The sequence below is a fragment of the Azospirillum lipoferum 4B genome, assembly GCF_000283655.1.
Taxonomy (GTDB): domain Bacteria; phylum Pseudomonadota; class Alphaproteobacteria; order Azospirillales; family Azospirillaceae; genus Azospirillum; species Azospirillum lipoferum_C.
This window is the reverse complement of record NC_016585.1, coordinates 757,501-778,426: the sequence shown is the minus strand read 5'-3', so window position 1 is coordinate 778,426 and position 20,926 is coordinate 757,501. Positions and strand designations below refer to the sequence as shown.

The window sequence follows — 20,926 nt, the reverse complement described above, 5'->3', positions numbered from 1 at the left end:
CGATGAATATTTTCAAGGCCTTCGAGACCGATATTCGCAAGCTGCTGGAGGAACTGGCCGCCGAGGGTGCCATCCCCGCCGGGCTGGACAGCAGCCGTCTGACGGTCGAGCCGCCGCGCGAGGCCTCGCACGGCGACCTGTCCACCAACGCCGCGATGATCCTGGCGAAGCCGGCCAAGATGGCGCCGCGCGTGCTGGCGGAACTGCTGGTGGCCAAGCTGAAGGGGCGCGCCGACGTGGCGTCGGTGGAGATCGCCGGTCCGGGCTTCGTCAACCTGCGCCTGACGCCGGATGTCTGGCGCGACCGCATCCGCGACGTGCTGAACGCCGGCACCGCCTATGGCGACAGCGACCTCGGGCGCAAGACGCCGGTCAATGTGGAATATGTGTCGGCCAACCCGACCGGCCCGCTGCATGCCGCCCATGGCCGCGGCGCCGTGTTCGGCGACGCGCTGGCCTCGCTGCTGGAGAAGGCCGGCTACGCCGTCACCCGCGAGTACTACATCAACGATGCCGGCGCGCAGGTCGACGTGCTTGGCCGCTCCGCCTTCATCCGCTACCGCGAGGCGTTGGGTGAGGAGGTCGGCGAGATCCCGGCCGGGCTCTATCCCGGCGAATATCTGAAGGAGGTCGGTCAGGCACTGGCCGAGCGTGACGGCAACCGCTGGGTCGGCACCGACGAATCCGACTGGCTGCCGGCCTGCCGCGACTTCGCCATCGCCATGATCATGGGCTGGATCAAGGAGGATCTCGGCGTCCTCGGCATCACCATGGACGTCTACAGCAGCGAGCGCGCGCTGGTGACTGCCGGTGCGGTCGACAAGGCGCTGACGGCGCTGGAGGAGCGCGGCCTGATCTACACCGGCGTGCTGGAACCGCCGAAGGGCAAGAAGCCCGACGATTGGGAGCCGCGCCCGCAGACCCTGTTCAAGTCCACCGATTTCGGCGACGACGTCGACCGGCCGCTGAAGAAGTCGGATGGCTCCTTCACCTACTTCTCGAACGACATCGCCTATCACTTCGACAAATATAAGCGCGGCTTCGGCAGCCTGATCGACGTGTGGGGCGCCGACCATGGCGGCTACGTCAAGCGCATGCAGTCGGCAACCACCGCGGTGACCGAGGGCAAGGCGTCGCTGGACGTGAAGCTCTGCCAGCTGGTCCATCTGATGCAGAACGGCCAGCCGGTGAAGATGTCCAAGCGGGCCGGCACCTTCGTGACCCTGCGCGATGTCATCGATCAGGTCGGCAAGGATGTGGTCCGCTTCATCATGCTGACCCGCCGCAACGACCAGACGCTGGACTTCGACTTCGCCAAGGTGACGGAGCAGTCGAAGGACAACCCGGTCTTCTACGTGCAGTACGCCCACGCCCGCTGCCGGTCGGTCCTGCGCCATGCCGCGACGGCCCTGCCGAACCTGGACCAGGCGCCGGCCGCCCTGGCCGCGGCGGCGAACCTCGCCCGCCTGGATGCCGAGGAGGAGATGGCGCTCGCCAAGCGCATGGCGACCTGGCCGCGCGTGGTCGAGGCGGCGGCGGAGGCGCATGAACCGCACCGCATCGCCTTCTTCCTCTACGATCTCGCCAGCGATTTCCACGCCCTGTGGAACCGGGGCCGCGACGATACCTCGCTGCGCTTCCTGATCGAGGGCGATGCGGAACTGACGACGGCCCGTCTGGCGCTGATTGCCGCGGTGGCGACGGTCATCGCCTCGGGCCTCGCGGTGATGGGTGTCGAGCCGGTGGAGGAATTGCGTTCATGAAGTACGACGGCGACGTCAACTACGCGGCCAATCCCTATGGGATGCCGCCCCGTCAGTCCGCGAACAAGCGCGGGTTGATGGCGCTTGGCTTTGCCGTGGTCGGCGTCGTTGCGTTCGCCGGTGCGGCCGTCGTCGGCCTGCGCGGGCCTGCGCGGCTGTCGGGCGACGGTCCGCCGCTGCTGACCGCCGATCCGGGTCCGGTCAAGTCGCGCCCGGACCAGCCGGGCGGGCTGGAGGTGCCGCACCAGGACATCCTGGCCTACGAACGTCTGCGCGACCATGACGGCGGACGCGGCCAAACGGTGGAACGGCTGCTGCCTCCGCCGGAGGTGCCGCTGCCCCGTCCGGTGGTGACGCCGCAGATGCCGGCGGTGGTGCCCCTGCCGTCGGTGCCGTCGGTAGGCCAGCTTCCGCCGGGGGCCACCGCCACGGTGCCGCGCGACAGCGTCGCCGCCCCGCTGGCTGCACCCGAGCCGGCGCCCGGACTGCCCGCTGTGCCGGCCGGCACGCCGCAGGGGCAAACGCCGTCCACACAGCTGCCGCTCGGCACGGCCGGCAAGCCGCAGCAGCCCGCCGCCGTTCCGGCCAAGCCCGCCGCGGCTCCGCAGCAGCAGGTCGCCGCCGTCAAGCCGCCGGCCGCTCCGCCGCCCCAGGCACAGCAGCAACAGCAGCAGAACGCGGCCCCCTCGGTCGGCCAGCTGATCGCCAAGCTGGAGGCGGCATCGCTGCCCGCCGCCCCGGCCAAGGCGGCGCCGCAGCCGGCGAAGGCCGCCCCGGCCCCCGCCCCCACCGTGACCGGCGGCAGTGGAAGCTGGCGTATCCAGCTCGCCTCGGTGCGCAGCGAGGGCGAGGCCGCGGCCGAATGGCGCCGTATCGCCGGACGCTATCCGGACGCCCTGGGTGGCCTGTCGATGCAGGTCGCCAAGGTCGATCTGGGCGACAAGGGCGTGTTCTATCGGGTGCAGGGCGCCGGTGCCGACGAGGCGCGGGCAAAGTCGGTCTGCGCCCAGCTGCGCGCGCAAAATGTGGGGTGTGTGGTTGTCCGTCCCTAGTTTTTCGGGTTCCGAGTCCGTGGGCCATCGGCCTGCGGGCTCCATCACCCCGGTCGTCCATCCGCGCGCGGTCGTCTTCGGCTGCGCCGGGCTGGAGGTGACGCCCGACGAGGCGGCCTTCTTCCGCGATGCCGATCCGCTCGGCTTTATCCTGTTCCGCCGCAACTGCGACAGCCGCGATCAGATGCGCCGGCTGGTCGACGACCTGCGCGCCAGCGTCGGCCGGCCGGATGCTCCCGTCCTGATCGACCAGGAGGGCGGCCGGGTCGCGCGCATGCGCCCGCCGCACTGGCCGGCCCATCCGCCGATGGGCGTGTTCGGCGCGCTGGCCGGGCGCGATGCCGACGCCGGGCGCGAAGCGGCCCAAGAGGCTGCCCGAGAGGCCGCCTGGATCAACGGCCGGCTGCTCGCCCATATGCTGGCGGAGGTCGGCATCACGGTGGATTGCGCGCCTGTGTGCGATGTCCCGGTGGAGGGGGCGCACGACATCATCGGCGACCGCGCCTTCTCGCGCGATCCCGCCGTGGTGATCGCGCTGGCCCGCGCCACCGCCGAAGGGCTGCTGGCCGGCGGCGTGCTGCCGGTTCTCAAGCACATCCCCGGCCATGGCCGGGCCTTCGCCGACAGCCATGCCGAGCTGCCGGTGGTGGAGGCCGACCGCGCGGTGCTGGAGGCCACCGACTTCGCCCCCTTCCGCGCGCTGGCCGATTTGCCGCTGGCAATGGTGGCGCATGTGGTTCTGAAGGCCATCGACCCGACCGCACCGGCCAGCACGTCGCCCATCGTGGTGCGCGAGGTGGTGCGGGGGCCGTCCATCGGTTTCGGCGGGCTGCTGTTCAGCGACGATCTGTCGATGAACGCGCTGCAGGGCGATCCGCGCAAGCGGGCGGAAGCGGTGCTGGCGGCGGGCATGGATGTCGTGCTCCACTGCAATGGCGAACTTGACGAGATGCGGTCGCTGCTCGGCGCCGTTCCGGTGCTGAGCGGTGCCGCGGCGGAGCGCTGGGCGCGGGCCGAGGCGATGCGCCATGCGCCGGAACCCGCGGACATCGCGGCATTGACGAACCGGCTGGCCGAGCTTCTCGGCCCGGCCCAGACCTGACGGACGGGAGCGGACCATGGAGGAATGGATCTTCCAGGTGACGGCCGTGGCCCTGCCGGCCATCATCGCCATCACCCTGCACGAGGCGGCGCACGGCTTCGTCGCCTGGCGGCTGGGCGACGATACCGCCTATCGGCTGGGGCGGGTGACCTTCAACCCGATCCGCCACATCGATCCGTTCGGCACGGTCCTGCTGCCGGCGCTGATGTACTTCACCACCGGATTCGTCTTCGGCTGGGCCAAGCCGGTGCCGGTGAATTTCGCCCGGCTGGACCATCCGCGGCGCGACATGGTGTGGGTGGCGCTGGCCGGTCCGGGCACCAACTTCCTGCTGGCGGTGGCGTCGGCGGTGATCTGGCGGCTGGTCAATCCGGAAAACAGCTTTATCGAGCTGTGGATCCGCTCCGCTGCCGAGGTGTCGGTGCTGGTCAACGTCATCCTGATGGTCTTCAACCTGATCCCGCTGCCGCCGCTGGACGGCGGGCGCGTGGCCGTCGGCATCCTCCCCGATGTCCTGGCGGTGCCGCTGGCCCGGCTGGAGCGTTTCGGGCTGCTGATCCTGATGGCGGCCTTCTTCCTGCTGCCGATGCTGGGGCGCCAGATCGGCATGGATCTCAGCGTCATGCATTGGGTGCTGGGGCCGCCGGTGGATGCGGTGATCGACTTCATCCGCATCCTGACCGGCAACGACTGAAGGTTTTCCGATGGCCGACTTGCTGGCCGAACGCAAGGCCGATACCCCCGCCGCGGCGGAGGTGTCGCCGTCCGAACAGCTTTTGCTGGTTCTGGACGGGTTCGAGGGACCGCTCGACATGCTGCTGGCGCTGGGGCGCGACCAGAAGGTCGACCTGACGCGCATCTCCATCCTGGAGCTGGCCGACCAGTATCTCGCCTTCGTGACGGAGGCGCGGAAGCTGCGGCTGGAGCTGGCGGCCGACTATCTGGTGATGGCGGCTTGGCTGGCCTATCTCAAGTCGCGCCTGCTGCTGCCCGAACCGGAGGGGGAGGAGCCGTCCGGCGAGGACATGGCCGCGGCGCTGGCCTTCCAGTTGCAGCGACTGGAGGCGATGAAGGGCGTAGCGGCCAAGCTGTTCGCCCGTCCGCGGCTGGGCATCGACGTGCATCCCCGCGGTGCGCCGGAGGATTTGGACCTGCGCCGCAAGTCGGTCTATGAGGTCACGCTGTTCGACCTGCTGCGCGCCTATGGCCAGCAGCGCGCCCGCAAGGAGGCCGGCGTCCTGCACATCGCCCCGGTGCGCCTCTATTCCATGGAGGAGGCGGTGCAGCGCCTGTCCACTCTGCTGGGCCACATGCCGGATTGGGCAACGCTGGCCAGCTTCCTGCCGGGCGGGGAGGGCGGCGGGCTGCTGACCCGCTCCGCTCTGGCCGCCCATTTCGCGGCCACCCTGGAACTGGCGAAGGCCGGCCGGGTGGAACTGCGCCAGGAGGGCGCCTTCGCCCCGCTCTATGTCCGCGGACGCCGAGCCGGCGACAGACCTGCGGACCCATCGGATTCTGAAGGACCATGATCAAGGAAGTCACCGACGCCCAGGAAGCGGAGGCCCGCATCGGCCGGCTGCGCCTGCTGGAAGCGCTGCTGTTCGCCTCGGCCGAACCGCTGGACGAGGAGACGCTGGCCGGCCGCGTCGGGCCGGAGGTCGGCCTGCTGCTGGAGGAGCTGCGCGCCCATTACGCCCCGCGCGGCGTCAATCTGGTGCGCACCGGCGGCGGCTGGGCCTTCCGCACCGCGGTCGATCTGGCGCCCGAACTGCGGCGGGAGGAGGAGGTGTCGCGCAAGCTGTCGCGCGCGGCCATCGAAACCCTGGCGATCATCGCCTATCACCAGCCGGTGACCAGGGGGGAGATCGAATCCATCCGCGGCGTGGCGACCAGCAAGGGCACGCTGGACCTGCTGATGGAGCATGGCTGGATCCGGCCGGGCAAGCGGCGGGAGACGCCGGGCCGGCCGCTGACCTGGATCACCACCGACCATTTCCTCGACCATTTCGGTCTGGAAAGCCTGCGCGACCTGCCCAGCGTCGACGATCTGCGCGCCGCCGGCCTGCTGGACAGCCGTCCGGTGCTTCTGGGGCTCGGGACGGCCGGGGACGACGGCGGCTTGGCTGGGTCCGGCGACGACGGCGACGACGAGGAGTCCTGAGCGGGACCGCGTTTTTCGGGGGAGCCCCTCGCGAATTCCCGTGAAACCTCAATGACAACCGGTTAAGGATGGTGGGGCGAACGTTGCGGCCCAATGGCCTTTCTGCCATAGTGCCGGCCCGCCGCAAAGGCCGTTCAAACGTGATAGGCGCGCCATGGGTTCTTTCAGCATCTGGCACTGGATTATCGTTCTACTGATCGTTCTTCTGCTGTTTGGCGCTGGGAAGTTGCCGAAGGTGATGGGCGATCTCGCCAAGGGTGTGAAGTCCTTCAAGGCGGGCCTGCAGGACGACAGCGATGACGTCGCGTCCGGCGCCAACGCGAAGGTCATCCCGAACCAGCCGGCCAACACGGCCGAAACCGCGACCAAGAAGGACGAGGCGGTCCGCAGCTGACCGGCGGGCGCGCGGGCTCCCTCCTGTGTTCCGTTCGCGCGCCATCCTGCCCACCGCATTCGTGAAGCCGGAAGAACATGTTCGACATCGCTTGGTCCGAACTGATGGTGATCGCCGTCATCGCCCTTGTGGTCATCGGGCCCAAGGATCTGCCCAAGGCGATCTTCACGCTCGGCAAATGGGTGCGTAAGGCGAGAGGCGTCGCGCGCGAATTCCAGACCCACATCGACGATATGATGCGGGAGACCGAGTTGGACGAGCTTCGCAAGGAAGCCCTGAAGACCCGCGACCTGAACATCAAGAAGATGATGGAGGACACCATCGACCCGAAGGGGGAGGTGGGGAAGGCGTTCGACACCAAGGGCATCGATGTGGGGCTGAACGGCCATGCCGGCAGCACCCCGGAACCGGACCTGCCCCAGGTGCCGGCGGCTCCCCCCACGGTGGCCGACAGCGTGGCGCCCTCCGCCGCCCCGTCGCCGATCACCGCTCAGCCGCCCCCGGTGCAGTCCGCACCGGTGCAGCCGGCCACCCAACCGGCAGCTCAGCCGGCCGAAGTGGCCTCCGCCCAGTCCACCGATAAGCAGACCTAAGGTCGAAGACGGACCATGACCGGCGAAACGCATCAGGACGAACTCGAAGACAGCAAGATGCCGCTGATCGATCATCTGATCGAACTGCGGAACCGGCTGATGTGGTCGGTCGGCGCCATCCTGATCGCCTTTCTGCTGTGCTACGCCGTGTCGGACCGGATCTACAATTTCCTGGTCCAGCCGCTGGCCGACCTGCTGGCGGGGCAGGGGCGGCGGATGATCTACACCGGCCTGACGGAAGCCTTCTTCACCTATGTGAAGGTGGCGTTCTGGGCCGGCTGCTTCATCTCCTTCCCGATCATCGCCAGCCAGATCTGGATGTTCGTGGCACCGGGCCTGTACAAGCACGAGCGCAGGGCGTTCCTGCCCTTCCTGGTCGCGACCCCGGTGATGTTCCTGACCGGCGCCGGCATCGTCTATTACTTCATCTTCCCGATGGCCTGGCGCTTCTTCCTGGGATTCGAGTTCCATCCCGGCGGCGACGGCAACGCCCTGCCCATCGAGTTCGAGGCGCGCGTCGGCGAATACCTGCATCTGGTGATGTCGCTGATCTTCGCCTTCGGCATCGCCTTCCAGCTGCCGGTCCTGCTGACCCTGCTGGTGCGCGTCGGCATCATCAGCACCGACGCGCTGGCGTCGAAGCGGCGCTATGCCATCGTCGGCGCCTTCGTCGCCGCGGCGATCCTGACCCCGCCGGACGTCATCAGCCAGGTCAGCCTGGCGGTTCCGCTGATCGGGCTGTACGAGATCGCCATCATCATCGGCCGTCGCATCGAAAAGGCACGGGCCAAGGCGGAGACCGAGTAAGGCCTGCCGTCTGCCGCCGCTTGTCTGCTGTGACGCAGGGTAATAATCCGTCCGTCGTGGACACGCCGCCATTCTCGCGCTAAAAGCACGGTTCGGCCAATGGAAGGCCTTAGCCGCGCACCCGGAGCCTTGACCGTATGCAGACCGCCAACGACATCCGTCGCACGTTCCTGGATTTCTTCGCCAAGCAGGGCCATCAGAAAGTCGACTCGTCACCGCTGGTGCCGCGCAACGACCCGACGCTGATGTTCACCAACGCCGGCATGGTCCAGTTCAAGAACGTCTTCACCGGTGCCGAGACGCGGCCCTACAAGCGCGCGGTCACCTCGCAGAAATGCGTGCGCGCCGGCGGCAAGCACAACGACCTGGACAATGTCGGCTACACCGCGCGGCACCACACCTTCTTCGAGATGCTGGGGAACTTCTCCTTCGGCGATTACTTCAAGGACGACGCCATCGCGTTCGCCTGGAACCTGATCACCAAGGAATACGGCCTGCCGGCCGACAAGCTGCTGGTGACGGTCCACACCTCCGACGAGGACGCGGCGGCGATCTGGCGCAAGGTTGCCGGCCTGTCGGACGACCGCATCATCCGCATCCCGACCGACGACAATTTCTGGCGCATGGGCGACACCGGCCCCTGCGGCCCGTGTTCCGAGATCTTCTTCGACCACGGCCCGTCCATCGCCGGTGGCCCGCCGGGCAGCCCGGACCAGGATGGCGACCGCTTCATCGAGATCTGGAACCTCGTGTTCATGCAGTATGAACAGCTGGGTCCGGACAATCTGGTGCCGCTGCCCAAGCCGTCGATCGACACCGGCATGGGGCTGGAGCGTCTGGCCGCCGTCCTGCAGGGCAAGCACGACAATTACGACATCGACCTGATGCGGGCGCTGATCATGGCGTCGGCCGAGGCGACCAAGACCGCGCCGGACGGCGCGCATGCCGTGTCGCACCGCGTCATCGCCGACCATCTGCGCTCGACCTCCTTCCTGATCGCCGACGGCGTGCTGCCGTCGAACGAGGGCCGCGGCTATGTGCTGCGCCGCATCATGCGCCGTGCCATGCGCCACGCCCACATGATCGGTGCGCGTGAGCCGCTGATGCACCGTCTGGTCCCGGCGCTGATCCAGCAGATGGGCGATGCCTATCCGGAGCTGAACCGCGCCCGCGCCCTGATCGTCGAGACACTGAAGCTGGAGGAGACCCGCTTCAAGCAGACGCTGGAGCGCGGCCTGCGCCTGCTGGAGGACGAGGTCGGCCATCTGGGCGAGGGCCAGCCGCTGGCCGGCGACGTCGCCTTCAAGCTGTACGACACCTTCGGTTTCCCGCTCGACCTGACGCAGGACGTGCTGCGCGGCCAGGGTCGCGGCGTCGACGAGGCCGGCTTCAAGGCGGCGATGGACGAGCAGCGCCGCAAGGCCCGCGAATCCTGGGCCGGCTCGGGCGAGGTCGGCACCGAGAAGCTGTGGTACGAGATCAAGGACGAGCTGGGCGCCACCGAGTTCTTCGGCTACGACACCGAGGTGGCAGAGGGCAAGGTGACCGCCATCGTCAAGGGCGATGCCCGCGTCGAGGCCGCCGCCATCGGCGATCAGGTGATGGTCGTCGTCAACCAGACGCCCTTCTATGGCGAATCGGGCGGTCAGGTCGGCGATGCCGGCGTGATCTTCTCGGCCGGCGGGGCCGAGGTCGCGGTCTCCGACACGCTGAAAAAGCTGGGCGCGGTGTGGGCCCATGTCGGCACCGTCACCAAGGGCACGCTCAAGGTCGGTGACGTGGTCGAACTGCGCGTGGACAGCGAGCGCCGCTCCGCCATCCGCGCCAACCACTCCGCCACCCACCTGCTGCACGAGGCGCTGCGCCACCGGCTGGGCGACCATGTCACCCAGAAGGGCTCGCTGGTGGCGCCGGAGCGTCTGCGCTTCGACATCAGCCAGCCGACCGGCCTGTCCGCCGCCGACATCGCCGCCATCGAAGACGAGGTGAACCGCCGCGTTCTCGCCAACAGCGAGGTCGTCACCCGCCTGATGTCCCCGGACGAGGCGCGCGCCCAGGGCGCCATGGCCCTGTTCGGCGAGAAGTACGGCGACGAGGTCCGCGTGGTCTCCATGGGCGGCCCGCATGGCGAGCTCGACCGTGACTATTCCATCGAGCTGTGCGGCGGCACCCATGTCCGCCGCACCGGCGACATCGGCGTGTTCAAGATCGTCTCCGAAGGTGCCGTCGCCGCCGGTGTCCGCCGCATCGAGGCGCTGACCGGCACCGGCGCGAAGGCGTGGCTGTCCGAGCGCGACCATCTGCTGACCGAGGCGGCGAGCGTCCTGAAGGTGAAGCCCGACGAGGTGCCGGCCCGCGTGGCGGTCCTGGTCGAGGAACGACGCAAGATGGAGCGCGAACTGGCCGACCTGCGCCGGCAGGTTGCCCTTAGTGGAGCGATGGGGGGTGGCGGCGCCAAGGCCGACGGCGGCAACGATGCCAAGGACGTCGCCGGCGTCAAGTTCGCCGCCCGCGTGGTCGAAGGCCTGCCAGCCAAGGACCTGAAGCCGATGGCCGACGAGCTGAAGAAGCAGGTCGGCTCCGGCGTCGTGGTGCTGATCGCGTCCAACGAAGGCAAGGCCTCCATCGTCATCGGCGTGACCGACGACCTGACCGGAACCTTGAGCGCCGTCGATCTGGTCCGCGTCGGCGCCGAGGCGCTGGGCGGCAAGGGCGGCGGCGGCCGGCCGGACATGGCCCAGGCCGGCGGCCCCGACGCCTCGCTGGCCCATGCTGCGGTCGAGGCCATCGAAAAGGCCATCGCGGCCAAGAAGGCCTCCTGATCCTGATGAAATCCGGCCCCCGATTCGCTCCGGGGGCCGTTTTTCTGTCATTGCCGCATTTTTTGCCGAGGTCCGGCGATGGAACTGCCCACTCTGCCCTTCACCGTGACCGATTGGGCCGCCGTTCCGGTCACCGAACATCCGGGCGAGACCGGAAAGGCTCTGTGGCGCACATTCCGCGCCGGAGAACTCCGGGTGCGGATGGTCGAATACACGCCGGGCTATCTGGCCGACCATTGGTGCGACCGCGGCCATGTGCTGTTCGTGGTCAGCGGTGAGCTGATCACCGAACTGAAGGACGGCCGCCGCTTCGTCCTGACCGCAGGCATGAGCTATCAGGTGTCCGATTTCGGCGATCACCCGCACCGGTCATCGACCGAAATCGGCGCCACCCTGTTCATCGTCGACTGAGCGGCCGGCAATCCGGGACAGCGGGGCCGGGCGGTCACTCCGCTCCGAGAAACTCCCCGATCATCCGCCGCAGATGGCCGGATTGAAGCAGGGTCGTGATGACCGCATGGTCGCGGACTCCCGGCAGGATATGACGCTCGACGCCGGGAAGGCCGGCGAGCATTTCTGCCGAGCGCAGATCGCCCGCATTGTCGCCGCCGCAGACGATCCGGGCGCGCGGGCGCCGCGCCCGGTCAGCATAGAGATGCCGCAGATCGACCTCCTCGGCGTCCACCGGACGGCCGAGCAGTTGGGAAATGCGAGCCATCGGCCGCGGCCGCATGACCTGCCAGATCATCGGCGAGAAGGCCAGAACCGCTTCGGCGCCGAGGTCCAGCCCGTAGCGGAGCGCGCCGTAACCGCCGGTGGATTGGCCGATGCAATAAAGCTTGCGGGTGCCGAAGCCCTCGCAGAGCTGGCGCAGCAGTTCAACCGTCGCCTCCAGTCCGGTCCAGCGTCCGCCGATGCCGCCGATGTAGAAGCTGTCGGCCGGATCGAACAGATAAATGACGTTGACGCCGAATGGTTCCAGGATCCGCTGCATCAGATAGACGGAAACCGACAGCCGACGGGCACGCCCGGTGAAGGCGAGCAGGGTGGTGGTGGAGCCGGCCGGAACCATCCAGTAATTCCCAGCGGCCGGATCGCGGGCCAGCGTCGCCGGAATCGCCGCGGGAGCGGTCAGGTCGCAGTCCCACAGGATCCGGCAAAGCGCAACCAGCTGTTCCGCCCGTTCGGCGACCTCGGGGATCCGGCACAGGGCTTCGGCATGCGGCAGGGTCCAGTGGATGACACCGTTCTGGATCAGGGACTGGCAGGCGTTCAGGCGCTGTTCGCTGCCGGCCGCCGGGTCCGCCAGTGTGGTCAGCGACCCGGCGGGCGGCTGGTTGGATGCATGGATCCAGGCTGGAATATCCGTTGCCATCAGACCTGCGGCGAACCGGCGTCCCGGCCCGCCAGGGTGTCGGCGATGGCGGCGACCGAGTTGCGGCTCTCCAGGAAGGTTTCCGGGTGGAGGGCGATGCCGAACGCCTTTTCCATTTCCAGCGCCATTTCCACGGCATCCACGGAATCCAGATCGTAGCCGGCCAAAGGCTGGCCGGGGTCCATGGCGTCTGCCGCAAACCCGCAGATGGTCGCCAGATAGGCCATCATCCAGCGTTGCAGGGCATCGCGGTCGGGGGGAACGGTTGCGGTCATCGGTCACTCTTCGCAGGATGTTGCGGGTGGGGTGGAGGCTGTCGCGGCGCCCTGCGCCAGGAAATCCAGGATCGCTCCGGCAACGTCCTGTTCTTCACCGCGCCAGGGGAAATGGTAGGGCGTGATGCCGGGATTCCGGTTCAGTTCCAGGATCCAATAGTTGCCGCGCTGCGCCGGCAGCGACGGGTCCCGGATCATTACGTCGGCCGCAGTCAGGTTCAGGCCGGGCACCGCGTTGCAGGCCGCCGCGATCACGTCGCTGTAGGATGGGTGGAGGTCCCGGCGGCAGTCGATGCTGTCCGCCCCGGTGGCGCCGTTGGAGGTGCCGCGCAGGAAGACGCGTTCCGACGGCGCCGGCACATCGGCCAGATCGCGGCCGGTCATCGCCAGGAAGTCGCGGAGATCGTCATCGACCTGGATGTCGGAATGGCCAGGCACCGCCCGCCGCTGGCGCAATTCGTTCTTTGCTTCGATCAGCTGCGCGATGCTGGCGATCCCGTCGCCGACGACGCTGGCCGGCCGGCTCAGTTTGACCGCGACCACCCGGGGCCGCACGTAGAAGAAGCGGATCAACTGGCCGCTCACACTCTCCTCGACCAGGATCTTTCGGTGCTGGGCCGCGACCCGCCGGATCGCCCGTTCGTAGCGGGCGCGGTCGCCGATGCTGGGAAAGACCAACTCCCCCTTGCTGCCCTGGTTGGGCTTGACGCAGACCGGAGTTGCAAAGGATGGAAAGGCGTCCAGCGCCGCTGGCAGGTCGGTACGGCGGAACAGCCGCCCGGCCGGCGTGCTGAAACCCTGCGCCTCGAGAAAGTCCTTCGCCCTCCGCTTGTCGCAGGTCAGCAGGATGGCGTCTTCATTGATGTGCAGGCCGAGGCTGCGCCATGGATCTGCGCCTTCGATCAGCAGCATGCCGGACGCGAACAGATAGCCTCGCCCACCGACTTCGACCCGCAGCCAGCGTGACGGATGGGGGTGGAAGCGGCTGTAGACACCCTGGACGTAGCGCGTTGCCCATCCGCGGGCATGGGCTGCGGCTCGCAGGCAGATCGCGTGATAATCGTCGGGCGAGTCAGTCTGGTCGTCCATCGTCCACTCTTCGTCAAAGGAGCGGGAAGCTGGGGCAGGCAGGATATCTCACCCATCCGTTCGGCGGGTAGCAGGTGGGCTTTGTCCGCCTGAGCGCGTCGGGCGGCGCGAGGACCACTCTTGTGAGACGATCCGATGTCATTCTGTTGCCATTCCCCAATCTGAAGAAATCACTGTTTCCTGTAAATATGATCGTGTATAAAGTTCGATATCATAGCGGTCAGAGTCGGGTAAACGCAATATATAAGATTGATAACTGCGACAAGAGCTATCGTCGATGATCCGGATCGGTTTCATATCTTATCAAAATCAGCCGCATGATTTGTTTCCCAAGCCGAGGCTGCGGGCATTGCTTGCGGAGGCGGCGTTGCAGGGCGCTGAGCTGGTGCTGCTCGACAGATCGTCCTGGGACCGGCGGCAGGGACTGATCGCGGGGGAGCGCTGGACGCCCGCCGGCTGGAGTTCCGGCTGGTTCTCTCTGCCGGATGTGGTCGTGGTGAAGAGCGGGGCGGATGACGATTGGCAGGAGTTGGACGGTTGGATTCGCCGGAGCCGTCCGGTCATCGCCGACTCCGGCCTCGATAAGCTGGCTTTTCACGAGCTCCTGTGTGGCAGCAGCCTGCTGCCGCACGCCATTCCCACCGTCGGTATTCCGCCCGACGCCATCGATGCCACGCTGATGGCCGTTTTCCTGGAACACGGGAGTGCCGTCGTGAAGCCGGTCGACGGCCGCCGGGGCTTCGGCATCCAGTTCATCCATCGGGAAAACGGCGATGGGGAGACCGGCAGCGGGAATACCTGGCAGGTCCAGCATGCCGGCGGCACGATCCGCGGGACATTGAGCGAGATTGTCGACCATGTCCGCGCGCGCATCGCCGGGCGACTGCGGTATCGCCGCTATCTGGTGCAGCGATTCATCCATTCGGTCGCGGTCGATGGCCGTTCCGCCGATATCCGGGTTCATGTCCAGCGGCGGGCCGATGGCGAGTGGGGCGTCACCCGCGCCTATGTCAGGCTGGCCGAGGCGGGACGTTTCCTGACAAACATCAGCCAGGGCGGCTACCAGGGGCCGATCGACGGCTTCCTGTCCGTGCGGCGGAACGCGGCGGAGGCGGCTGAACTCGGGAACCGGATCGTGGCCCTGGCGATGGAAATCGCCAAGCTGGTCGATGCGACCAAACCGCTGCCACTGTCGGAACTGGGCATCGATCTGGCCCTGGATGAGCGGGACCGGCTGTGGGCGATCGAGGTCAACGCCTTCCCGCAGAGCAGCCTGCACGAACATGCCCGTGCCGAGCATATGATCGGCTATGCGATGGCGGTCGCCCGCGGGACGACGGGTCATGAGCGTCTGGCCGCGGACAGGGCCCCATAAGTCCGTCGGGCGACCTCGTTCCAGTCGAACCGTGCGACGTAGCGGCGCGCCGCCTCGGGATCGCCGCGCGGCCGGTCGACCGCCCGTAGCATGCCTTCGGCCAGCGCCAGCTCGGACGACAGGTCGGCCGGCATGATCCAGCCGTCGCATTGCAGTTCGGCCAACCCCGTCCTGCTGCTGCTCAGCACCGGCGTGCCGCAGGCCAGCGCCTCGATGACCGGCAATCCGAACCCTTCGGCGGCGGAGGGGCAGACCAGCAGGGCCGCATCGTGGTACAGCCGGCACAGGCTGTCGTCGGACACGGCGATGCGGAAGCGGACTTGTCCGGCAATTCCCAGCGCGCGGCAATGGGCCTGCGCCTGATCGATGAGCGCATCCGAAGGCATCACGATTTCCAAACCCATCCCGGCGTGGCGGGTCGGGGCGGCCAACCGCAGGAAATGATGATAGGCCGTCAAAGTGAATCCCAGATTCTTGCGCCTGTCCGTCAGGTTCGAGACCATCAGCATGAATGGGCGGCCATTCGCCGGGATATGACCGTACGCCTCCATTTCCGTCTTCGAAGCGAGAAAGACCGGATCGACCCCTTCGCCGGTGACGCACAGCGTCATCCCGGCCCGCGGGCGGACATGGCGGTGGAACTCCTCGGCGCTCGCATGCGACGGGAAGAACAGGACATCGGCCTTTTCCGCCAAATGGAGGAGACGCCTCATATATTCGGCCTTCAACGGGTCCGGCCACCGGTCCAGATAGGCCGAGCGGAAGCTCAGCGGTACCAGATCGTGGATCATCGCCGCATGACCCAGCAGCCTGGGTGCGAAGAAGCTTTTGTACATGGCGAAGGGATTCGGATCGAAATAGACGGTCGCCCCCCTGGCGACCAGATCGTCTTCCAGTGCCTCGGGAGTTTCGCGGTACCCGACCTGTCTTGCGGGTCTATCGGACGGGCGGCCGGGAATCAACGGCTGGAACAGATGGGCGTGGACATCGTTCGCGACCGTCGCCGCGAGCAGCGGTGCATGCGCCAACCGCCCGAGCGTCACGATGAGACGGGTACCCTCGTCGGCATGGATGCGTGCGAGGCAACGGGCCATGTTGCGGACATAACGACCGATGCCGGTCATGGCCTCCGGTCCGTGGAAGGTCGTTCCCTCCAGAGCGACGACGGTCTTGGGCGCAGGCGGGAAGGTCGGCGCGGCCGGAACGGACATGCTATGTTCCGTAGCCGAAATGAGCCATGTAGGGCGCCATCCGCGCGACCACCGCCGTCTGTCTCGTCTGGTCGAGGAACCGGGCATATTTGCCGATCAGGCGGTCTCCGATATGGCCGGGGTGCCATTGCGTCGCAGGATCGGCGGTTTCGCCGGGGGGCAACCCCTTGGGAAAGCGGTTCTTCAGCTCGGCCTCGACAATGGTGGCTTGCACCGCGTCGGGTCGCAGCCGCTGGAACAGCGCTTCCATCTCGGCAGCCGAAGGCTGGAGAGAGAGATGGGCGGCGATCAGGCCGATGGTCATGGCTTGGTCCATGAAACCATTTTCGTAACGCAGCAGCAGGCTTTCCGGCTGGCATGCAGCGCCGACGATCCCGCCTGCGCCCTGTGCGGCATAGCTGAGGGCATGGTCGAAGCCGTAGTCGAAGCGCTGCATCAGCGACACCACGGCATCGCGCGGATCCCTGATGGTGACAAGGCAGCGGATGTCCGGGTGGCGGTCCAGGAAGGCTGCCGGATCGCCCCAGCCATGGGTCTTGAGCACCAGCGCCGTCCCATTCGGCGGTGTTGGCAACCGTGTTTCACCATTCAGGATTGCGGCGAATGCGACGTGACAGGGAGTGGTCAGCCGAAGAAGATCCACCACGACATTGAATGTCCAGGTCGAAGCGCTGCTGAACATTCCGCAAACAAGAACGATGCGATTGCTCATCAATGATTTACGGTTTCGTTGTTGCGTGTCACGCTAATCGAACACTTCAGATGCTGGACTCGTTCATGAAAACCTTCCAGTTCTCTTTTCTCGTTGGCCCGCCGCCGCGATCATTGAGCGTTCCCTTAATCTCTTCGACCAAATGGAGGCAATTGGCAAGGGTGACGATGAAACGAAAAGAAATATGACCGCCCGGCGGAGAATCGGCGCATCCGAACGCCAAGTTCGCAGGGGCTTGCCAGCTGGAACGGGAATGGCAAGACTGTCTGGCACGCGAAAGGACGAGGTCATCGAAATGCGCTTCACCGGCACCGACCGCTATGTCGCCACCGACGATCTGATGGTGGCGGTCAACGCCGCGATCACGCTGGAGCGGCCGCTTCTGGTGAAGGGGGAGCCCGGCACCGGCAAGACCGTGCTGGCGGTGGAAATCGCCCGCGCTCTGAACAGGCCGCTGCTGTCCTGGCATGTGAAGTCGACGACCAAGGCGCAGCAGGGCCTGTATGAGTACGATGCGGTCAGCCGCCTGCGCGACAGCCAGCTGGGCGAGGCGAAGGTCCACGACATCGCCAACTACATCGTCCGTGGCAAGCTGTGGGAAGCCTTCGAGGCGCCGGTGCCGCCGGTCCTGCTGATCGACGAGATCGACAAGGCCGACATCGAGTTCCCCAACGACCTGCTGCTGGAACTCGACCGCATGGAGTTCCACGTCTACGAGACCCGCCAGACGATCAAGGCGGCCAAGCGCCCCATCGTCATCATCACGTCCAACAACGAAAAGGAACTGCCGGACGCCTTCCTGCGCCGCTGCTTCTTCCACTACATCCGCTTCCCCGAGCGCGAGACGATGGAGCGCATCGTCGAGGTCCATTATCCCGGCCTGAAAGCCGCGCTGCTGCGCGAGGCGCTGAACCTGTTCTACGACCTGCGCGAGGTTCCGGGCCTGAAGAAGAAGCCGTCCACCTCCGAACTGCTGGACTGGATCAAGCTGCTGATGGTCGAGGAGGTCGATCCCGAGACCCTGCGCGCCAAGGACGCCCGCACGCTGATCCCGCCGCTGTGCGGCGCGCTGCTGAAGAACGAGCAGGATGTGCACACGCTGGAACGGCTGGCGTTCCTGGCCAAGCGGGGGCGTTGAGGGGCGGAGTTCTCGGGTCGGTTGCCCCCTCCCCATCCCTCCCCCGCTTCGCGGGAGAGGAGGTAGGAGCTTTGCGGGAGTGCTGCGGAGTTCCCTCTCCCGCGTGAGCGGGGGAGGGTCAGGGAGGGGGCAACAGCCACGACCAACTCCCCCTCAAACCCCCTCCACCTCCTCCAAAGCCACCCCCAGCGCCGTCCCCGCCACCGACTGCACCGTCACCCGGCTGCGCCCGCCGCCGAGCGGCATGATGCGGATCTGCGTGCCGATGCGCTCGACCATCGCCGGAACGTGGCTGATCACCCCCACCTGCCGCCCGCCGGCCTGCAATGCTTCCAGGCAGGACAGCGCCACGTCCAGGCTGTCGGGATCGAGCGTGCCGAACCCCTCGTCGATGAACAGCGTGCCGATCCCGCCCGAGGTCCCCGCCGCCATCGCCGACAGCCCGAGCGCCAGGGCCAGCGACACCAGGAACAGCTCGCCGCCCGACAGGCTGTGTACGCCACGGCGTTCGTCGCCCATCTCGCGGTCGACCACCTGGATCTCCAGATCGGCCCCCGCTACCCGCTCCAGCCGATAGCGGCGGGCAAGATCCTCCAGATGCCGGTTGGCGTGGGTCAGCAGCAGGTCGAGGCTCAGGCTCTGGGCGAAGTTGCGCATCTTCTGCCCGGTCGCCGAACCGATCAGCTGCGCCATCTTGCCCCATAGGGCACAGCGCGCCTGTTGCGCCTCGATCGCCACCCGCAGCCCGGCCAGCCGCTGCCGATTGGCGTCGTCGGCCTCCAGCCGCCCGCGCGCAGAGCCTAGCCGGTCGCGGTCCCGCTCCAGCACCGCGCGGGTGCTCTCCGCCGCGGCTGCGGCCTCTTCGGCGTTCTGAGCCGGCCGGCCCGCCGCATGATGCTCAGCGCGTTGCCGGCGCCGTTCGGCAACCACCAGCGCCGCATCGCCACGCGCCCGCTCCAGCACGGCCAGCGCCAGTTCTTCCGCCTCCAGTTCGCTTTCGGCGGCCGCCAGCAGCTGGCGGACCTCCTCCAGCCCGACGCCACGGTCTGCCGCCGCCCGGTCCAGCCGCTCCCCGGCCACCCTGGCCTTGTCGACGCACAGCCGGGCGGCCTCGCCGCGGGTTTCGCGGTCCTGCTCCGCTGCCGACAGCCGGGCGATGGCATCCTGCCGCGCAAAAGTGGCCTTCTCCACAAGGGCTTCGGCCTCGTGCCGCTCGCCGGCCAGCAGCTTGCGCACCAATGCCACCGGACGCCCGCCCAGCAGAGCACCGCGCGCTGTCCGCGCCTCCGCCAGCCGCGCGGCCAGATCGCCGGCCCGCCCGCGTGCCTCCTCCTCCGCCCGCAGTGCGGCATCCAATTCGGCGGTCTGCACAGCCCGCTCGCCGCTGGCCCGCTCCACCTCGCGGATCGCAAGGGCAAGCGCATCGCTCTTTTGCCGATAGTCGGCCACCCGTGCCGCCAATCCGGCCCGGTAGTCCTCCGGCTCCCGCTCCAGCCGTGACCGCCACTCCGCCTCTCCCGCCAACCCTTCGGCCAACTCCGCCAGAGCGGATTGCCGGTCGGCCTCCGTCCGCTCGAGCGCTGCCACCGCGAGCGCCAAGGCCTGCCGTCCGTCGGCCAGCCGCTGCCGGGTCGCTTCGCATTCCGTTGCCAGCCCGGCCGCCGCGGTCTCCAGCCGCCGATGCTCCTGCTGTGCCGCATCCAGCCGCCGGCGATGGTCGAGCGCCTGTTCCTCGTCGGCTGCGATGGCCGCAAGCCGCCGATCCACCGTTTCGACCGCCTGACGGATGTCGGCGAGCGTTCCGCCCTCAACCTCCCAGCCGACCGCCGCCGTCTGCTCGGCCCAACGGAGCTGGAGCGCTTCGGCCTCCCGCGCCAGAGCCGCCAGCCGTGCCGTCAGCCCGTCGGCCTCCTTGCGCGCCGCCCGTTCCGCCGCCTCCAGCGCGGCATGGCGGGCGACCGTCGCGGCCAGGGTCTCGCGCAATTCGGCAAGGTGCCGCTCCTGGTCCTGCGCTACCCGGCCGAGCGGTGTCACGCCGGCACCTGCCCAGGGATGGTCGACCGATCCGCAGACCGGGCAGGCCTCGCCCTCCACCAGCCTTCCGCGCAGGCTTTCCACATCCTCGCGCTGGGCCAGCAGCAACCGTTGCAGGGTCCGTTCCGCCTCCTCGACCGCAGCGCGCTGCCCGGCCCGGCTTTCGGCAAGCTCCCGCGCCGCCGTTCCGTCACGTTCCGCCTCGCCCAGCCGCTGCAGGCGGTCCCGTTCGGCCGTTTCACGCTCGGTCGCAAGCCGTTGGCGGGCCTCTCCGGTGGCGAGCAGCGCCAGCAGCCCATCCCGTCGCCGGCCGGCCTCGCCCCGTGCCTGCCTTGCTTCGTCGAGCGACGGCGCCGCCTCGCTCCGCAGAGTTTCCAGCTTTTTCTCGGCCGCACGACAGCGCTCCCGCGCGTCGGCGAGCCTGATTTCCACGTCTTCCGCAGCGGCTTCCGTCGAGGCAAGCTCCCGTTCCAGCCGCTGACGCTCGCGGGTCGCGGCCTCCCAGGCTCGACCATCGGCGATGGCGCGTCCCAGCAGCCTGTCCCAGCGCTCCCACTGATTCGCGACCACGGCGAAGGTCGTCTGATCCCGCAGCCAGACCTCAAGCCGCGCGGCATCGTTGCGTGCCGCCGACAGGGCGGTGTCGATGTCCTGCACCGCCTTCCGCGCCGTGCCGCTGCGCTGCGCCGCCGCCTTCGCCGCTGCCTCGGCAGTTCCCTGTTCGCTCGTCAGCGCCGTGATTCGTCCATCCAGATCGGCCGCGCGTTCAAAGTCCGGTTCTGCCTTGGTCTGCTCCGCGCATGCAGCCTCGAACCGCCGCCGTGAGTCGCCATGACGGGCGGTGGCTTCCTCCACCGCCAGCCGCGCCGCCTCCCAAGTCTCCGTCGCGCGTCCCACCGCCGCGGTCGCTTCGGCCGCTTCGCCGCTCGCCCGGTCGGCATCGGCCAGCAGCGGCCGCAGCGGTTGAAGCCCGCGCAGCCGGGCAGCCGCCCCGCGCCGTCCCTCCGCCTCGACCCATGCCCG

At 68.0% G+C, this 20,926-nt stretch carries 19 protein-coding genes (1 of these 19 cut by a window edge); 13 read left to right on the top strand and 6 right to left on the bottom strand.

What is annotated here, in order from left to right; genetic code table 11:
- The first annotated feature begins 2 nt into the window (after positions 1-2).
- The 11 genes from argS (at position 3) to AZOLI_RS17160 (ending at position 11,105) form a co-directional block, all read left to right on the top strand.
- On the top strand, positions 3-1,763 hold the full coding sequence (gene argS, locus AZOLI_RS17210) for an arginine--tRNA ligase (protein ID WP_014188435.1): 1,761 nt from the start codon (positions 3-5) through the stop codon (positions 1,761-1,763).
- A complete protein-coding gene (locus tag AZOLI_RS17205; RefSeq protein WP_014188434.1) occupies positions 1,760-2,815 on the top strand; it encodes an SPOR domain-containing protein in 1,056 nt (351 codons plus the stop codon). Before argS ends, AZOLI_RS17205 begins: the two co-directional genes overlap by 4 nt.
- A 19-nt stretch (positions 2,816-2,834) precedes the next feature.
- Entirely contained in the window at positions 2,835-3,917 is a 1,083-nt protein-coding gene (gene nagZ / locus AZOLI_RS17200) for a beta-N-acetylhexosaminidase (RefSeq protein WP_014188433.1), read from the top strand.
- 16 nt (positions 3,918-3,933) lie between these two features.
- Positions 3,934-4,611, top strand: a complete 678-nt coding sequence (locus AZOLI_RS17195) for a site-2 protease family protein (RefSeq protein ID WP_014188432.1) — start codon at positions 3,934-3,936, stop codon at positions 4,609-4,611.
- Positions 4,612-4,621: 10 nt separating this feature from the next.
- On the top strand, positions 4,622-5,446 hold the full coding sequence (locus tag AZOLI_RS17190) for a segregation and condensation protein A (protein WP_014188431.1): 825 nt from the start codon (positions 4,622-4,624) through the stop codon (positions 5,444-5,446).
- Positions 5,443-6,078 (top strand): SMC-Scp complex subunit ScpB, encoded by a 636-nt coding sequence (scpB, locus tag AZOLI_RS17185; protein ID WP_014188430.1) that lies wholly within the window; start codon positions 5,443-5,445, stop codon positions 6,076-6,078. Before AZOLI_RS17190 ends, scpB begins: the two co-directional genes overlap by 4 nt.
- A 154-nt stretch (positions 6,079-6,232) precedes the next feature.
- Complete coding sequence (locus AZOLI_RS17180) at positions 6,233-6,472, top strand: twin-arginine translocase TatA/TatE family subunit (RefSeq protein ID WP_014188429.1); 240 nt, start codon at positions 6,233-6,235, stop codon at positions 6,470-6,472.
- Positions 6,473-6,549: 77 nt separating this feature from the next.
- Positions 6,550-7,065, top strand: a complete 516-nt coding sequence (tatB, locus tag AZOLI_RS17175; protein WP_014188428.1) for a Sec-independent protein translocase protein TatB — start codon at positions 6,550-6,552, stop codon at positions 7,063-7,065.
- 15 nt (positions 7,066-7,080) lie between these two features.
- Positions 7,081-7,872 (top strand): twin-arginine translocase subunit TatC, encoded by a 792-nt coding sequence (gene tatC, locus AZOLI_RS17170; RefSeq protein ID WP_014188427.1) that lies wholly within the window; start codon positions 7,081-7,083, stop codon positions 7,870-7,872.
- A 137-nt stretch (positions 7,873-8,009) separates the two neighbouring features.
- On the top strand, positions 8,010-10,694 hold the full coding sequence (gene alaS, locus AZOLI_RS17165; protein WP_014188426.1) for an alanine--tRNA ligase: 2,685 nt from the start codon (positions 8,010-8,012) through the stop codon (positions 10,692-10,694).
- Positions 10,695-10,772: 78 nt separating this feature from the next.
- Positions 10,773-11,105, top strand: a complete 333-nt coding sequence (locus AZOLI_RS17160; protein WP_014188425.1) for a DHCW motif cupin fold protein — start codon at positions 10,773-10,775, stop codon at positions 11,103-11,105.
- 34 nt (positions 11,106-11,139) lie between these two features.
- Here AZOLI_RS17160 and AZOLI_RS17155 read toward each other — a convergent pair whose 3' ends face one another.
- The 3 genes from AZOLI_RS17155 to AZOLI_RS17145 are packed head-to-tail and all read right to left on the bottom strand — an operon-like array spanning position 11,140 to position 13,433.
- A complete protein-coding gene (locus tag AZOLI_RS17155; protein WP_014188424.1) occupies positions 11,140-12,069 on the bottom strand; it encodes a hypothetical protein in 930 nt (309 codons plus the stop codon).
- Complete coding sequence (locus tag AZOLI_RS17150) at positions 12,069-12,344, bottom strand: acyl carrier protein (protein ID WP_014188423.1); 276 nt, start codon at positions 12,342-12,344, stop codon at positions 12,069-12,071. The genes AZOLI_RS17155 and AZOLI_RS17150 overlap by 1 nt, the downstream gene beginning before the upstream one ends.
- 3 nt (positions 12,345-12,347) lie before the next feature.
- Positions 12,348-13,433 carry a hypothetical protein gene (locus AZOLI_RS17145; RefSeq protein WP_014188422.1) on the bottom strand — a complete coding sequence of 362 codons (1,086 nt, stop codon included), beginning with the start codon at positions 13,431-13,433 and terminating at the stop codon, positions 12,348-12,350.
- A 277-nt stretch (positions 13,434-13,710) separates the two neighbouring features.
- Between AZOLI_RS17145 and AZOLI_RS17140 the strand changes: the two genes are divergently transcribed.
- Positions 13,711-14,808: a YheC/YheD family protein gene (locus AZOLI_RS17140; protein ID WP_162488248.1), complete on the top strand. Its 1,098-nt coding sequence runs from the start codon at positions 13,711-13,713 to the stop codon at positions 14,806-14,808.
- Here the strand turns inward: AZOLI_RS17140 and AZOLI_RS17135 are convergent.
- Positions 14,775-15,932, bottom strand: a complete 1,158-nt coding sequence (locus AZOLI_RS17135) for a glycosyltransferase (RefSeq protein ID WP_162488247.1) — start codon at positions 15,930-15,932, stop codon at positions 14,775-14,777. The two genes, AZOLI_RS17140 and AZOLI_RS17135, sit on opposite strands and share 34 nt — an antisense overlap.
- Positions 15,933-16,020: 88 nt before the next feature.
- The gene (locus AZOLI_RS17130; RefSeq protein WP_162488246.1) at positions 16,021-16,731 is read right to left on the bottom strand and encodes a hypothetical protein; all 711 of its coding nucleotides are present in this window, start codon (positions 16,729-16,731) and stop codon (positions 16,021-16,023) included.
- A gap of 295 nt (positions 16,732-17,026) precedes the next feature.
- Here AZOLI_RS17130 and AZOLI_RS17125 point away from each other — a divergent pair, with 295 nt between their 5' ends.
- The gene (locus AZOLI_RS17125; protein WP_014188418.1) at positions 17,027-17,869 is read left to right on the top strand and encodes an AAA family ATPase; all 843 of its coding nucleotides are present in this window, start codon (positions 17,027-17,029) and stop codon (positions 17,867-17,869) included.
- A 153-nt stretch (positions 17,870-18,022) separates the two neighbouring features.
- Here the strand turns inward: AZOLI_RS17125 and AZOLI_RS17120 are convergent, their stop codons facing one another.
- Positions 18,023-20,926 carry the 3' portion of an AAA family ATPase gene (locus AZOLI_RS17120; protein WP_014188417.1) on the bottom strand. 858 nt of this gene lie beyond the right edge of the window, so 2,904 of the gene's 3,762 nt are visible here — the last part of the coding sequence; its start codon lies off the right edge, out of view; it ends in the stop codon at positions 18,023-18,025.